The following is a 14999-nucleotide window of genomic DNA, read 5'->3' as shown; positions in this document are numbered from 1 at the left end:
AGCTGCCGCTCAGGTCCACACGCGCCCCCGGAACCCCGGACGCGAGGACCTGGCCGGCGGCTTTTTTGTTTTGACGCAATCGACGGCGCTGGTCCCAAGCGGCGCCCAACCGGAGACGACGATGACGAAACGGATCGGAACTGGCGCGTCCCTCGCGGACTTCACGCGCCGCGATTTTCTGGCTGTCAGCGCGCTGACCGCGATGCCGCGCCGCTGACAGTCGCGAACGAACAGACAAGGGCGGTGCCTCCCACGCCGCAAACCGGAGCCAGAAAATGACCGCAAATCTCCCAGCAGCGCCCAGCCAGGACAGTGCTCCCCGGCAGGCGCTTGCCATGTCCACCATCGCCTTCACCGTCTGCTTCGCGGTGTGGACGATCTTTTCAATCATCGGCGTGCGCATAAAGCAGGAGCTGGGCCTGAACGAGACGGAGTTCGGCCTGCTCGTCGGCACGCCGATCCTCACCGGCTCGCTCGTGCGTATGGTGTTGGGTGTCTGGACCGACCGTTTTGGCGGACGGCTGGTATACACCGCGACCATGCTTGCGGCGGCGATCGCGACCTTTCTGCTCGCTTTTGCGCACACCTACGGGCAGATGCTGGTCGCTGCGCTAGGCGTTGGGCTCGCCGGCGGTTCCTTCGCCGTCGGTGTCGCCTATGTCTCGCGCTTCTTCCCGGCCGGCAAGCAGGGTACGGCGCTTGGCATTTTCGGTGTCGGCAATGTCGGCGCCGCGGTCACCAAGTTCCTGGCACCGTTCGTGCTTCTCTCCTGGGGCTGGCAGACGGTCGCGCTGATCTGGGCGGCAGCACTCGTCGTCATGGCCGCCATCTTCTGGTTCACGACCGGCGACGATCCGGTCATCCGCGAGCGCCGCGCCGGCAAGGCAGCGCCCGCGAGAAGCTTCTGGCAGGAATTCGCGCCGCTCAAGAACCTGCAGGTCTGGCGCTTCGCCTTTTATTATTTCTTCGCCTTCGGTGCATTCGTGGCGCTCTCGCTGTGGCTGCCTCGCTACCTGATCGGCGTCTACGGCTTCGGGCTTGCGACCGCCGGCATGATCGGGGCGGCCTATTCAATTCCGGCAAGTATTTTCCGCGCCTATGGCGGCGTGCTTTCCGACCGGATCGGCGCGCGCACCGTGCTCTACTGGACCTTCGCCGTCAGTGCCGCCGCGACTCTCGTTCTGTCTCTCCCCTCGGCAGACTACGTCGTGCGCGGTGTCAGCGGGCCGATCGCCTTCCATTTCGAGGTCGGCCCGCTCGCCTTCATAGCCGTTGCCTGTGTGCTCGGCTTCTTCATGAGCCTTGGCAAGGCTGCCGTCTACAAGCACATCCCGGCTTACTATCCGCAGAGTGTCGGCGCGGTCGGCGGCGTTGTCGGCATGATTGGCGGGCTCGGCGGCTTTATCCTGCCAATCGTCTTCGGCGCGCTCAACGACCTCACCGGCGTCTGGTCGAGCTGCTTCATGCTGCTCTTCGTCATCGTCGCCACCTGCTTTGCCTGGATGCATTTTTCCATCCGGCGGATGGAGCGCACGGCGTCTGACGAAGCGTCAGGCCTTTCCTACGCGGCTGAGTGAGACCGGAGTGGATCAGGACATGACCGAGAAACTCGTTATCATCGGCAACGGCATGGCCCCCGGGCGCATGCTGGAGCACCTCCTGGAAAAGGCGCCTGGGCGCTACCAGGTCACCATCTTCAACGCAGAGCCGCGCGTGAACTACGACCGCATCATGCTCTCGCCGGTTCTGTCGGGCGAAAAGGCCTATGAGGAGATCATTATCCATGGCGACGGCTGGTACATCAAGCACGGCATCACCCTCTACAAGGGCCACAAGATCGTCGCCATCGACCGGCAGGCAAAGACCGTCACCTCCGATCATGGCGTGACCGAGCCCTACGACAAGCTCGTCATCGCCACCGGCTCGGTGCCGTTCATCATTCCGGTGCCCGGTCATGATCTGCCCGGCGTGCTCACTTATCGCGATCTGGACGACGTCCGCGCGATGATGCTGGCCGCCCAGTCGCGGGCCAAGGCGGTGGTCATCGGCGGCGGCCTGCTCGGCCTGGAAGCGGCTGCAGGTCTGAACGCGCAAGGTATGGACGTCACCGTGCTGCACGTCATGCCGACGCTGATGGAGCGTCAGCTCGATCCGGCCGCCGGCTATCTCCTGCAGCGCGCCGTCGAGCAGCGCGGCATCAAGGTCATCACCAAGGCCAACACACAGGCGATCACCGGCAACGGCAAGGTCGAGCGGGTGGAGCTTGCCGACGGCACCGTCATTCCGGCGACGCTCGTCGTTATGGCGGTGGGCATCAGGCCGAATGCGGCGCTGGCCAAGGAAGCCGGCATTGCCGTCAATCGCGGCATCGTCGTCGACGCCGGCATGCGCAGCAACGACCCCGACATCTATGCCATCGGCGAATGCGCCGAGGTCAACGGCCAGGTCTACGGGCTGGTCGCGCCGCTCTACGAGATGGCGCGCGTCGCCGCCAGCCATCTGGCCGGCAATGAGGCGGCGGCTTTCGTCCACATGGACACGCCGACCAAGCTCAAGGTCACCGGCATCGAGCTGTTCTCGCTCGGCGACTTCGCCGAGGGCGAGGATCGCCAGGAGATCGTGCTGCGCGATGCCGCAGCCGGCGTCTACAAGCGCCTGGTGCTCAAGGATGACCGCATCATCGGCACCGTGCTTTATGGCGAGACAGCGGACGGCGCCTGGTTCAACGACCTCAAGAAGAAGCAGACCGACATATCCGAGATGCGTGACACGCTCATCTTCGGCCAGTCCTACCAGGGAGGCGCCCCCCTGGACCCTATGGCGGCCGTTGCAGCCTTGCCGGATGATGCGGAAATCTGCGGTTGCAACGGCGTATGCAAGGGAAAGATCACCGGCGCGATCACGGCCAAGGGCCTGACCTCGCTCGACGACGTGCGCGCCCACACCAAGGCGTCCGCGTCCTGCGGCTCCTGCACCGGGTTGGTCGAAAAGCTGATGGTGCTGACCATCGGCGACAAATACAACCCGGCGGCGGTCCAGCCGATGTGCAGCTGCACCACGCTCGGCCATGATGAGGTCCGCCGGCTGATCAAGGCCAAGGGCTTGAAGACCATTCCCGCCGTCATGCAGGAACTGGAGTGGAAGACCTCCTGCGGCTGCGCCAAATGCCGGCCGGCGCTCAACTATTATCTCGTCTGCGACTGGCCCGACGAATACGCTGACGATTACCAGTCGCGCTTCATCAACGAGCGCGTCCACGCCAACATCCAGAAGGACGGCACCTATTCGGTGGTGCCGCGCATGTGGGGGGGCGTCACCAACGCCGCCGAATTACGCGCCATCGCCGACGTTGTCGACAAGTTCGAGATCCCGATGGTCAAGGTCACCGGCGGCCAGCGCATCGACATGCTCGGCATCCGCAAGGAAGACCTGCCGGCGGTATGGGCCGATCTCGGACAGGCTGGCTTCGTCTCCGGCCACGCCTATGCCAAGGGACTGCGCACGGTGAAGACCTGCGTCGGCTCGGACTGGTGCCGCTTCGGCACGCAGGATTCGACCGGCTTGGGCATCCGTATCGAAAAATTCATGTGGGGCTCGTGGACCCCGGCCAAGGTCAAGATGGCGGTGTCGGGCTGTCCGCGAAACTGTGCCGAGGCGACCTGCAAGGATGTCGGCGTGATCTGCGTCGACAGCGGCTACGAGATCCATTTCGCCGGCGCCGCCGGCCTCGACATCAAGGGCACCGAAGTGCTCGGCATGGTCAAGACCGAGGACGAGGCGCTGGAGCATATTGTGGCGTTGACGCAGATGTATCGCGAGCAGGGCCGCTATCTCGAGCGTATCTACAAATGGGCCAAGCGCGTCGGCATCGCCGAGATCAAGCGCCAGATCATGGACGATGGCGAGAAGCGCAAGACCTATTTCGACCGCTTCGTCTTTTCGCAGAAATTCGCCCAGGTCGATCCGTGGTCGGAACGTGCTTCCGGCAAGGACAAGCATGAATTCCGGCCGATGGCTTCGGTCGGTTTCGCGCAGGCGGCGGAGTAGGCGCGTGTTGCCGAAAAGTGGAATGCGGTTTTCGGACAAGAACACGCGCAAAAGAGGAATAGCCACATGAACTGGGTATCTATCGGCTCGATGTCAGACATTCCGCGCCGCGGCGCCCGCTGCGTCGCAACGCCTCAAGGCAAGATCGCCGTCTTCCGCACGGCGGACGATCAGGTCTTCGCCATCGAGGACCATTGCCCGCACAAGGGTGGGCCACTCAGCCAGGGCATCGTCCATGGCACGGCGGTGACCTGTCCCTTGCACAATTGGGTGATCTCGCTGGAAACCGGCAAGGCGCTCGGCGCGGACGAGGGCGTGGTGCGCACCATTGCGGTCCGGATCGACGGCGAGCGGCTGTTCATTGCGCTGGAAGCGCTGGCCAGCCGCGCGGCGTGAACCATGAAGATTGATGAAGCGCGCGAGGTGAGGACCACCTGCCCCTATTGCGGGGTGGGTTGCGGCGTGCTGGCGAAGGTCGCCGCGGACGGCGAAAAAATAACCGTTCGTGGCGACCCGGACCACCCGGCGAATTTCGGCCGGCTCTGCTCCAAGGGCTCGGCGCTGGCCGAGACCACCGACCTCGACGGCAGGTTGCTATATCCGGAGATCCACGGTCGCGGCACCGACTGGGACGAAGCGCTCGACCTTGTCGCTTCGACCTTCTCGCAAACCATTGCCGAGCACGGCCCTGACGCGGTCGCTTTCTACGTCTCCGGCCAGTTGCTGACCGAGGACTATTACGTGGCCAACAAGCTGATGAAGGGCTTCATCGGCTCGGCCAATATCGACACCAATTCGCGCCTGTGCATGGCCTCGTCGGTCGCCGGCCACCGCCGCGCCTTTGGCTCGGACACCGTTCCGGGAAATTACGAGGATCTGGAACTTGCCGACCTGATCGTGCTGGTCGGCTCCAATCTCGCCTGGTGCCATCCGGTGCTCTACCAGCGCATTGCCGCCGCCCGGGAAAAGCGGCCCGAGATGAAGGTGGTGCTGATCGACCCACGCCGCACCATGACCTCAGATATCGCCGACACGCATCTGGCGATCGCGCCCGATGGCGATGTCGCTTTGTTCACAGGGCTGCTCGCCTATCTCGGCCAGCACAACGCGCTGGACCGCACCTATATCACGGCGCACACGACCGGCTTCGGGCATGCGCTTTTCGCCGCCTCGGCGCTCGATCTTGCCGGCATCGCGGCTGCCACGGGTCTCAGTGAGGACGAACTGGCCCGCTTCTACAGCCTGTTTGCCGCGACGGCGAAGGCGGTGACCGTCTACAGCCAGGGCGTGAACCAGTCGTCTTCCGGCACCGACAAGGTCAACGCCATCATCAACTGCCATCTAGCCACCGGTCGCATCGGCAAGCCCGGCGCCGGGCCGTTTTCGGTGACCGGCCAGCCCAACGCCATGGGCGGCCGTGAGGTCGGCGGCATGGCCAACATGCTGGCCGCCCACATGGAGATCGAAAACCCCGAGCACCGCGAACGCTTGCAGCGCTTCTGGAATGCCCCAACCGTCGCCGAAAAACCCGGCCTGAAAGCGGTCGAGATGTTCCAAGCGGTGGCCGACGGACGCATCAAGGCGCTGTGGATCATGGCGACCAATCCGGTCGATTCGATGCCGGATGCCGATGCGGTCGAAGCGGCGATCAAGGCCTGCCCGTTTGTCGTGGTGTCGGACGTGCTGGGCGAGACCGACACGGTCCGCCATGCTCATGTCCGGCTGCCGGCGGCGGCGTGGGGCGAGAAGGACGGCACCGTCACCAATTCGGAGCGCCGCATCTCGCGCCAGCGGGCTTTCTTAGCCAGGCCCGGCGAGGCAAGGCCAGATTGGTGGATCATCGCTGAAGTCGCCAAGCGGATGGGTTTTGGCGAGGCGTTTTCGCATGTGTCGCCGGCCGACATCTTCGCCGAGCATGCCGCGTTGTCGGGCTTCGAGAATGATGGCGCGCGCGATTTTGATATAGGCGCGTATGCCGGGATTGATGCAGGGACGTATGAGAAGTTGGCGCCATTCCAGTGGCCAGCGCCGAGCCAAGGCAGCCCCCTCTGGCCTGCCGGCCATCCCCCCCTCAAGGGGGGAGATTGGATGCCGCCACAGGTTTCGCCAATCGTTACCATTGCTGAAAAGGCGGTGCCGGCAAAACTGCCAATCTCCCCCCTTGAGGGGGAGATGGCCGGCAGGCCAGAGGGGGGTGCCTGGCGCCAGCCGGAGGACAAAAGCACCCGCTTCTTCGCCAACGGCAATTTCTACACGCCCGACGGCAAGGCACGCTTCATTGCCATCCGCCCAGCCGCACAAACCCGCACCAACCCGGACTACCCGTTGGTGCTCAACACCGGGCGAGTTCGCGACCACTGGCACACCATGACGCGGACCGGCAAGAGCCCGCGCTTGTCGCAGCACATGGCCGAACCGTTCGTCGAAATCCACCCGGCGGATGCGCAGCACTATGGCATCGGCGATGCCGACATCGTCCGCGTCTCCACGGCTTATGGCGAGGTGCTAGTCCGCGCGCTGGTGACGGTGCGCCAACGCCGAGGCTCGGTTTTCGTGCCGATGCACTGGACCGATCAGTTCTCCGGCCGCGCGCGTATCGATGCACTGGTCGCGCCGACGACCGATGCGATTTCAGGCCAGCCGGCCTCGAAGAACGTTGCCGCCCACATCGAGCGGTTCGCCGCCACGGCCTTCGGCTTCGCCGTGCTTGCCGAACGGCCCGCATCCATCGACGCCGATTACTGGAGCCTCGCCCGCTGCCCCGCCGGCTGGCGCCTCGAAATTGCGCTGCGGTCCGGCCGCGACTGGACCGGGTTTGCCGCCTCCCTGTTAGGCCTGGAAGGCGAGACGCTCGCCTATCACGACATCGCCGGCGGGCACCATCGCTTCGCCCGGTTCGCGGGCAGTCGGCTGGTCGGCGCGCTCTATCTTGCGCCTACCCCGGTAGCGGTGTCGCGCGGCTGGGCGGCCGAACAACTGGGTGCCGACCATGCCGATCGGCAGGCGCGGTTGGCGATTGTCGCCGGCAGGCCTGGCGGCAAGAGCGTCGACCGCGGTGCCATCGTCTGCGCCTGTTTCGGGGTCGGTGCCAACCAGATCGCGGAAGCGGTGCGCGGCGGCTGCACCAGCGTCGCGGCAATCGGCGCCGCGCTTCACGCCGGCACCAATTGCGGCTCCTGCCGCGCCGAGATCAAGACCATTATCGACGGGCGGCGTCTACAAGCTGCGGAGTGAATGCGCCGAGGAACTCTGCCGCGCCGCTGCACGATGCTTACTAGCAATTTACAAACCATGGGCTACCAACGTTCTGACTTCGATTCGCTCGGAACGGGAACCCTATGAGCAAAGCCCTGACCTCATTCGCGCTTGCCGCCGTGCTGACGGCCTTGCTGATGGCGCTCAGCCTGACGGTGGCCAGGCATGGCTATCCCTATGGCGCGATCGGCGCCAAGCGCTTGAGCGACGTCGCCGATGCGGGGACGTTCATTCCGCTCGCGGCGATCTATTTTTTCAGCGCACTGCTGATGATGGTTCTGCCGATCAGGCTCGCTGGCATCGTCCTGACACATGCCGCCGATGCGATCTTCTGGACGGTCATCGTGTTGTTTGCGGTCATCGTTGGATGTCTCGCCGCGAGACTTGCTTTCGGTCAGCGCGATGTGCTCTCGGCGCTGTTGAACTGGCGGTTCCTGTTTGTCGCAGCCGTCGTCGGATGCCATCTCTTCATCAACGAGCTGCGCCGCAACATCCTGTTGAGAAGCCTGTTCTTCGTCATCTTTGCCGCAGCGACACTGGCCTGCCTGTTTTGGTCCTTCACCGTCTGAGCATGTGCGACCGTCGGCAGACGGCTTAATTCTTGTCGACCGGTTTTGAACGCATTCGCGAAACGGTCTCACGCTCGGCCCGCTTCGAACGCATCGGCGGCAGGCCGCGGTCGATCAGGTCCATGTCTTCCAGCACCATGTCGCCCATCCGCTTGAAGGCGATGTCGAGCGCACCGGCCCGGTGGGCGGAGCGCAGGAATCCCGGCAATGTGCGGACCGGGTCATCCTGGGCCAGCGGTTCCTCAGGAAAAACATCGCTGGCGGCGACGATATGGCCGCTGCGGACGGCGTCCATCAGTGCCGGAAAATCGACCACGCCGGCTCGGCTGAGCAGGATGAAAGCGGCTCCCTTGCGCATCCTGGCAAACGCCTCGGCAGCAAGGAAACCCTGGTTTTCGCTAGTCACCGAAGCGACGATGAAGATGAAATCGCTGTTCGACAGTACGTCGTCGAGAGAGGCCGGCTCGACGCCGTTTTCGATCAGGATCGACGGCGGCAGCCACGGGTCGAAGACTTTTGTCTGCGTGCGAAAGCCCGACAGCAGCCGGTTGAGCGCACGCCCAAGATCGCCGAAGCCGATGATGCCGACATCCGCACCGGAAAGAAGCCGCGCCGTCCGGTTGCCGTCGCCGCCCCACAGCTCCTTGCCCTGACGAAAAGCGAGGTCGGCATCGACGATGCCGCGGGCAAGGTTGAGCGCCATGGCAAGGCCGAGCTCGGCCACCGGTTCGGCAAAGACCAGCCCGGTGGTGACGACATGGATGCCGCGCGAAAACAGCGTCTCATACGGCATGTTGTTGATGAGGTTGCTCTCGACATTGAAGATGCAGCGCAGCGCCTTCATTTTTTCCAGCGTCTCCGGCGGGATAGGTGGCTGGCCGACGATGTAGCGGGCTTCGGCAAGGATATCGGCCGGCAGGGCTCTGACATCTTCGGGCGATGTTTCAACGATGCGGTATTTCGATCGAAATTTCGCCAGCGCAGCCGGCGTGAAGATCAGGTCGAGCGTGCGCGGTTCGGGTGCGCTGATCACCAGCGGCAAGGCGCTGTCGGACATGATACCTTTCCTCCCGTGCGATCCGCGTCGCACCGCACTAGAATCGTCTTTCCCGCCCCGACACCTATCACATGCCTGTCGAGGAGGAGAAGTTTGCCTGCCTTCGGCCTTGCGGTGCGGCGGTCGGTGGTCCAGATAGACGGCGATCGAAGGACGACAAGGAAGACAGCGACATGATCCCGTTTCGAAAGAACCTCATCGATGGCGAGTGGGTAGGCGATGCCGGCTCCCGCAACATCAACCCGTCCAATCTCGATGACGTGGTCGGCGAATATGCGTCGGGGGGCGCCGAGCACGCCCGGCAGGCCATCGCTGCGGCGAAGGCGGCATTTCCGGCATGGTCCCGATCGGGCCTGCTGGCACGCCATGCGGTGCTGAGGAAGGCGTCGGACGAGATCACCGCGCGGAAAGATGAAATCGGCCGGGCCTTGGCGCGCGAGGAAGGCAAGACGCTGGTCGAGGGCATCGGCGAGACTGTCCGCGCCGCCCAGATATTCGACTTCTTCGCCGGCGAGACGCTACGCCTGTCGGGCGAGCTGGTGCCAAGCGTGCGGCCCGGCGTCGGCGTCGAGATCACCCGCGAAGCGGTCGGCGTCGTCGGCATCATCACGCCGTGGAATTTCCCGATCGCCATCCCGGCCTGGAAAATCGCTCCGGCGCTGGCCTACGGCAACACCATCGTCTTCAAGCCGGCGGAACTCGTTCCGGAGAGCGCCTGGACAATTGTCGACATCCTGCACCGCGCCGGGCTGCCCAAGGGCGTGCTCAACCTGGTGATGGGCAAAGGTTCGGTGGTTGGCCAGGCCATGCTCGACAGCCCTGACCTCAACGCCATCACCTTCACCGGCTCTGTCGGCACCGGCAAGCGCGTCGCCGCCGCCAGCGTCGAGCACATGCGCAAGTTCCAGCTCGAAATGGGCGGCAAGAACCCGCTCGTCGTGCTCGACGATGCCGACCTTGCCGTCGCCGTCGACTGCGCGGTCAACGGCGCCTACTTCTCGACCGGCCAGCGCTGCACGGCGTCGTCCCGCCTGGTGGTGACGGACGGCATCCATGACCGCTTCGTCGAGGCGATGAAAGATCGCCTGGGCAAGCTGGTCATCGGCGACGCTCTCGATGCCAAGACCCAGATCGGACCGGTTGTCGACCAGAGCCAGTTGAAACAGGACGAAGACTATATCGCCATCGGCCGTCAGGAAGGCGCGGACCTTGCCTTCGGCGGCGAGCGGCTCGATCGTGAAACCCGCGGCTTCTATTTGCAGCCGGCGCTGTTCACCGAAACCACCAACGCCATGCGCATCTCGCGCGAGGAGATTTTCGGACCGGTCGCCAACGTCATCCGCGTCAAGGATTATGACGAGGCGCTGGCCGTGGCCAACGATACGCCGTTCGGCCTGACATCCGGCATCTGCACCTCGAGCCTCAAGCACGCCACGCATTTCAAGCGCAATTCGGAAGCCGGCATGGTCATGGTCAACCTGCCGACGGCCGGCGTCGACTTCCACGTGCCTTTCGGCGGGCGCAAGGGGTCGAGCTACGGCCCGCGCGAGCAGGGCCGCTATGCCGCAGAGTTCTACACCACGGTGAAGACCGCTTACACGTTTGCCGGCTAAGAAAGGGCGGCGGACCAGCCAGGCAGGCGAGCAAATCGATGACATCTGAGAATACCGACCTGACCTGGCTCAATCCGCCGCCGCACCACGCCTTCGGCAACAATACGGTGGATGTGCGAACCGGCAAGGAGACCGACTTCTGGCGCGAGACGTTCTACGGCTTCTGGCGTGACAATGGCCATTTCCTCTATCGTGAGGTCGAGGGCGATTTCAGCGCCGAAGTCACGGTCAAGGGACACTATGAGGTGCTTTACGATCAGGCCGGGCTTATGGTCCGCCTGAGCGAGACGCACTGGATCAAGGCCGGCATCGAATACACGGACGGGCTGATGTATTTTTCCGTCGTCGTCACCAACGATGCCTCTGACTGGTCGCTGGCCAGCATTCCGGCGGATCCGGACGGGGTCAGGATCCGCCTGACCCGCCATGCCGAGACGATCCGCGTCCAGTATCTGGACGCGACCGACAAGCACTGGAAACCGGTGCGGCTTGCCTATTTCCCGCCGTCGAAAACGGTCGATGTCGGCATGATGTGCTGTTCGCCGCAGCGCGAGGGTTTCGAAGTGACATTCAGCGATTTTTCCATCGGCCCGCCGATCTCGCGAGAGCTTCACGACTGAGGCGCCGCGATCCGGTCGGGCGGTTTGCGTCCGGCCTGCCTCAGTAGGTCGCCCGGCCGCCGGAGACGTCGAAGACGGCAGCCGTCGTGAACGAGCATTCCTCGGACGCGATCCAGCAAATCAGCGCCGCCACCTCCTCGACCTCGCCGAACCGCGCCATCGGTATTTTGGACAGCATGAAGTCGATGTGCTGCTGGCTCATCTGCTGGAAGATCGCGGTGCGCACAGCCGCCGGCGTGACGCAGTTCACCGTCACCTTGGTCTTGGCCAGTTCCTTGCCGAGCGATTTGGTCATGCCGATCACCGCCGCCTTGGAGGTGCTGTAGGCCGAGGCGTTCGGGTTACCTTCCTTGCCGGCAATCGAGGCGATGTTGACGATCCTGCCGTAATTGCGTTCGAGCATATGCGGGACCAGCGCTTTGTTGCAGAAGAAGACGCCGTTGATGTTGATGTCGATGACCCGGCGCCAATCCTCCACCGAATACTCCCAGGCCGTCATGTTCGGTCCGGTGATGGCAGCGCTGGTGACAAGCACATCGACTACGCCAAGCGCTTCGATCGTCTCTCCGGCGGCGGCTTCGACCGCTATGGGGTCGGCGACGTCGAGGGTCACGCTGTGCAGGCCTGGAACACTGGCCTTGGCCTGCTCGATCTGAGCGGCATCGCGATCCCAGACCGAAACACGCCCGCCTTCGTCAGTGATCCTTTGCGCGACCGCCAGGCCGATGCCTGAGGCGCCGCCGGTGATAACAGCAGATCGTCCGGCAAATCGTCCCGCGAAACTCATCGGCATGTGGTCTTCCTCCCAATTGGCGGCGAATGTGAAGTCAACGGCCGACAAGTTCAAGCGCGGACTTGCAACCTCAGAACAGCTTGTGATGGGCCAGCACCGCGCAATTGGACGCCCAGTTGGCATCCGGGTGACAGGCGGCGCCGGATGGGTTATATTGCACTGCACAATGCGAGCGCCTGCAGGCGAGCCTCCCATCGATCCGATGAATCGGCCCATGAGCGGCCCATGAAATCGGCATTGAGCTGCAAGGACGGAAAACCGCTACCGAGATGAAGATTCCAAAATCTCTGTTGATCGATCCGGACAAGAACACGGTCTATGGCAGCTTTGCCGTTGCCGTCTCTATCTGGGCGTTCTCCTACTCGACCATTTTCGGCCAGGCTATGATCCTGGCCTACTATGCAGTCTGGCTGCCGCTCATCCTGGTCGACTACCGGAAGATATTAAGGCACGCTTCCAGCGCCTGGCTTCCGCTGGCCTTTGCAACCTATGTCTGCTTCTCGGTGTTCTGGTCGGCAGCCCCCGGCACGACGGCAAGGACGGCCGTCCAATATTGCTCCCATATCGCCTGCGCCTACATTGCCGCGCGCACCGTCAGCGTCCGGACCTTGACCATAGGCGCCCTGATCGGGATTTTCGTCGTCCTGCTCTACTCGCTCAAGGTCGCGAGTTATTCCTATGACGTTCTCGATGGCACGTATAATTTCGTCGGCGCGTTCAGCTCCAAGAACCAGATCGGCTTTGTCGCATCGCTTGGCATCTATTTCTGCGTTGTCTACCTCGCCTTTCTCAGGCGCGGCAGGATAAGCTTTTTGTTGATCGTACCGATTGTCCTTCTGTCGGGCTATCTGCTGGTCGTGTCGCATTCGGCCACTTCGATGGCATCGACCCCGGCGGTTCTGGCTCTGGTCGCCCTGCTTTCCATCGGCAAGCTGCTTTCGCTCCGACATCGCCGGGTGATTTTCATGATCGGTGCGGGCGCGCTGGTCGCCTGTACCGTGATTGCGCTGAATCTCGGGCTGATGGACTTTGTCCTTGGCCTTTTCGGCAAGGATTCGACGCTCACCGGACGAACCTACCTCTGGCAACAGGGCTGGAATGCCGCGCAGCAATCGCCCATCCTCGGCGTCGGCTACGCGGCCTATTGGGTGCAGGGCTTCTCCGAGGCCGAGCGGCTGTGGAACGAATTCTACATCGCCGCGCGAAGCGGCTTCCACTTCCACAACACCTACATCGAGACCTTGGTGGAACTCGGCTTCGTCGGTGCGACACTGCTTTCGCTGATCATCCTGCGCACGCTCTGGGGGCACGTCTCGGCGCTGATATTCAGGACATGGCAAGCCGACTCGGTGATTCTTGCCGGCGTCATGGTGCTTCTGTTCATCCGCTCCTTCGTCGAGGTCGAGACCCTCAATCCCTACATCATGGGATCGTTCCTGCTGTATTACAGCTACTTCAAGCTGGTGAGGGTGCCGGCCGTCGCTCCTTCCCGGTGGAACGCCGTGAACCATATCGAGGAACCGGACGCCGTGCGAGGGTAGAGCGGGCGGATCCAGGCGGTTCGTTGCCCGAAGGCTGCCTTGTTTTCTGATCCATAAGATACCAAGCCCAAAAACCCGCAGACCGCTGCCTGCGGGGTTGGTGCTTCGCTCCGGTGGAAAGAAGCTACTGGATGGCCAGGGGCGCCGGTTTGACCTTGATCACGTCCCCTGGCAGCACCGGTGTGTCTTCATCGGCGGTGATTTCGCTGGTCTTCCCGTCGACCACCCGCACCAGGGAAAATGACAAGGCCGCTGGTTCGTTGTTGCCGTAGAATTGCGGCATGGGGCTGCCCGACAAGGCTTCGGACATCAAGGCCTTTTCCATATTCAGCTTCAGCGTCACCTCGTTGAGATCGGCTTCCGTCTGTTGCCGGTCGGTCGCGAGGCTGGAGTTCTGGGTGTTCTCCAGATCGATGGCGTCCTGGGTGGCCTTGCTGATCGACTGCTTGGCCGTGAGAATCGCCGTCTCGTAATCCAGGATCTGGCCTTCAAGGTCGGCGATGGTTTGCTGCGAGTTCAAAACCCGCGTGTTGACGACCAGGCCTTTTTGCGCCAGCGAGCCGATGCCGTTGAGCTGCTCCTTCGCCAGATCGACCTGCTTCTGCTGGTTGACGATCTTTTTCTGCAGCGAATCGATCTCGCTCTGCAGCAGCGCCTTCAAATCGTCGAGCGCCTGCAAGCGCAGCTTGAGTTTCTTCTGGTCGGCCGCCAGGATCGCCGTCTCATCGGCAACGATGCTGGGCAGCTTTGGATCGTCGGCCACCTCTTTCGGCACCGCGAATGTCGGCTTGTCCGCCAGTTCCGCTTCGACGCGGGCGCGCTTGACGGTCAGCCTGACCAATTGGTCTTGTAGTACGTCGAAATTGCCTTTGGCATTGATCAGGTCGCGGTCGAAGCGCTGCCCGCTCTCCGGGTTCCGCCGGGCTCCGCCGGCAATGCTCATCGCTTTCAGCACGGACAACCCAGGCACACAAGGGTACTGGCCGGGCGATTGCACCTCGCCAGAGATGTAGAATGGCCGGTACTGCGCCATTTCGACGGAAGCCTCCGGCTTGTCGGCCAGAGCGAGCTTGCGCTGCAGCGCCTCGCCGAGCGATGCCGCGATCTCCGAAGTCGACTTGCCGGATGCGGGCATCTCACCGACGAACGGCACCGACAAGGTTCCAGCGGGGCCGACTGTGTATTCTCCATTGATGGCCGACCAGTCACGGAACGTGCCTTCGACGGTCTGCCATTCCGCCACGCGAATGGTCAGCTTGTCCTGTGCTCCTAGCCGATAGTCGTCGGCGAAGGCAAACTGTGGCAGGGCTAGCGACAGCGTCACGCCGGTCGCCATTGTGAGGCAAATCGTCAAAAGCCGTACTCGCCGCATGCGTCTGGAGAGAATGCCGGTGCAAAAGATATCGATTATATCTGCTTTCAACTGAGCGTTTCCGATCTGGTTTGCCCCGCCCGATGAGCTGCCGATGCCTGAGTTAGGGGCCCGAGTTCTAGGCCCGAATTC

11 protein-coding genes are annotated in these 14999 nt (G+C 63.2%); 8 read left to right on the top strand and 3 right to left on the bottom strand.

The window, feature by feature from the left end:
* Positions 1-275: 275 nt before the first annotated feature.
* The 5 genes from NKJ40_RS02315 to NKJ40_RS02295 all read left to right on the top strand — a co-directional run bounded on the left by NKJ40_RS02315 (position 276) and on the right by NKJ40_RS02295 (position 7871).
* Positions 276-1577 carry an MFS transporter gene (locus NKJ40_RS02315; protein ID WP_352464405.1) on the top strand — a complete coding sequence of 434 codons (1302 nt, stop codon included), beginning with the start codon at positions 276-278 and terminating at the stop codon, positions 1575-1577.
* Between the two features lie 19 nt (positions 1578-1596).
* Positions 1597-4047, top strand: a complete 2451-nt coding sequence (nirB, locus tag NKJ40_RS02310) for a nitrite reductase large subunit NirB (RefSeq protein ID WP_352464403.1) — start codon at positions 1597-1599, stop codon at positions 4045-4047.
* Between the two features lie 66 nt (positions 4048-4113).
* The gene (gene nirD / locus NKJ40_RS02305) at positions 4114-4443 is read left to right on the top strand and encodes a nitrite reductase small subunit NirD (protein WP_352464402.1); all 330 of its coding nucleotides are present in this window, start codon (positions 4114-4116) and stop codon (positions 4441-4443) included.
* Positions 4444-4446: 3 nt separating this feature from the next.
* Positions 4447-7281, top strand: a complete 2835-nt coding sequence (locus NKJ40_RS02300) for a nitrate reductase (protein ID WP_352464400.1) — start codon at positions 4447-4449, stop codon at positions 7279-7281.
* Positions 7282-7385: 104 nt separating this feature from the next.
* Entirely contained in the window at positions 7386-7871 is a 486-nt protein-coding gene (locus NKJ40_RS02295; protein ID WP_352464398.1) for a hypothetical protein, read from the top strand.
* Positions 7872-7896: 25 nt separating this feature from the next.
* On the opposite strand, the gene NKJ40_RS02290 is transcribed toward NKJ40_RS02295, so the two are convergent.
* Positions 7897-8928, bottom strand: coding sequence for a hydroxyacid dehydrogenase (locus NKJ40_RS02290; RefSeq protein ID WP_352464396.1), 1032 nt, complete (start codon positions 8926-8928; stop codon positions 7897-7899).
* Positions 8929-9104: 176 nt separating this feature from the next.
* On the opposite strand from NKJ40_RS02290, the gene NKJ40_RS02285 reads away from it, so the two are divergent.
* Positions 9105-10541 (top strand): aldehyde dehydrogenase family protein, encoded by a 1437-nt coding sequence (locus tag NKJ40_RS02285; protein ID WP_352464773.1) that lies wholly within the window; start codon positions 9105-9107, stop codon positions 10539-10541.
* Between the two features lie 38 nt (positions 10542-10579).
* A complete protein-coding gene (locus NKJ40_RS02280) occupies positions 10580-11161 on the top strand; it encodes a DUF1349 domain-containing protein (protein ID WP_352464395.1) in 582 nt (193 codons plus the stop codon).
* Between the two features lie 40 nt (positions 11162-11201).
* Here NKJ40_RS02280 and NKJ40_RS02275 read toward each other — a convergent pair whose 3' ends face one another.
* Positions 11202-11954 (bottom strand): SDR family NAD(P)-dependent oxidoreductase, encoded by a 753-nt coding sequence (locus NKJ40_RS02275; protein ID WP_352464393.1) that lies wholly within the window; start codon positions 11952-11954, stop codon positions 11202-11204.
* Between the two features lie 269 nt (positions 11955-12223).
* Here NKJ40_RS02275 and NKJ40_RS02270 point away from each other — a divergent pair, with 269 nt between their 5' ends.
* The gene (locus NKJ40_RS02270) at positions 12224-13495 is read left to right on the top strand and encodes an O-antigen ligase family protein (RefSeq protein WP_352464391.1); all 1272 of its coding nucleotides are present in this window, start codon (positions 12224-12226) and stop codon (positions 13493-13495) included.
* Between the two features lie 124 nt (positions 13496-13619).
* Here the strand turns inward: NKJ40_RS02270 and NKJ40_RS02265 are convergent, their stop codons facing one another.
* Positions 13620-14867 (bottom strand): polysaccharide biosynthesis/export family protein, encoded by a 1248-nt coding sequence (locus tag NKJ40_RS02265; protein WP_502903686.1) that lies wholly within the window; start codon positions 14865-14867, stop codon positions 13620-13622.
* Positions 14868-14999 lie beyond the last annotated feature (132 nt).

The sequence above is a fragment of the Mesorhizobium sp. M0119 genome, assembly GCF_040322615.1.
Classification (GTDB): domain Bacteria; phylum Pseudomonadota; class Alphaproteobacteria; order Rhizobiales; family Rhizobiaceae; genus Mesorhizobium.
Note: the sequence above shows the minus strand (reverse complement) of the source record. Positions and strands in the feature narration are given on the sequence as shown.

Excerpts from the sequence above, each read along its gene's own strand:
- NKJ40_RS02270 (WP_352464391.1), top strand. The coding sequence starts at position 12,224 with ATGAAGATTCCAAAATCTCTGTTGATCGATCCGGACAAGAACACGGTC.
- nirB (WP_352464403.1), top strand. The coding sequence starts at position 1,597 with ATGACCGAGAAACTCGTTATCATCGGCAACGGCATGGCCCCCGGGCGC.
- NKJ40_RS02265 (WP_502903686.1), bottom strand. The coding sequence starts at position 14,867 with ATGCGGCGAGTACGGCTTTTGACGATTTGCCTCACAATGGCGACCGGC.
- NKJ40_RS02300 (WP_352464400.1), top strand. The coding sequence starts at position 4,447 with ATGAAGATTGATGAAGCGCGCGAGGTGAGGACCACCTGCCCCTATTGC.
- nirD (WP_352464402.1), top strand. The coding sequence starts at position 4,114 with ATGAACTGGGTATCTATCGGCTCGATGTCAGACATTCCGCGCCGCGGC.
- NKJ40_RS02290 (WP_352464396.1), bottom strand. The coding sequence starts at position 8,928 with ATGTCCGACAGCGCCTTGCCGCTGGTGATCAGCGCACCCGAACCGCGC.
- NKJ40_RS02315 (WP_352464405.1), top strand. The coding sequence starts at position 276 with ATGACCGCAAATCTCCCAGCAGCGCCCAGCCAGGACAGTGCTCCCCGG.
- NKJ40_RS02295 (WP_352464398.1), top strand. The coding sequence starts at position 7,386 with ATGAGCAAAGCCCTGACCTCATTCGCGCTTGCCGCCGTGCTGACGGCC.
- NKJ40_RS02275 (WP_352464393.1), bottom strand. The coding sequence starts at position 11,954 with ATGCCGATGAGTTTCGCGGGACGATTTGCCGGACGATCTGCTGTTATC.
- NKJ40_RS02280 (WP_352464395.1), top strand. The coding sequence starts at position 10,580 with ATGACATCTGAGAATACCGACCTGACCTGGCTCAATCCGCCGCCGCAC.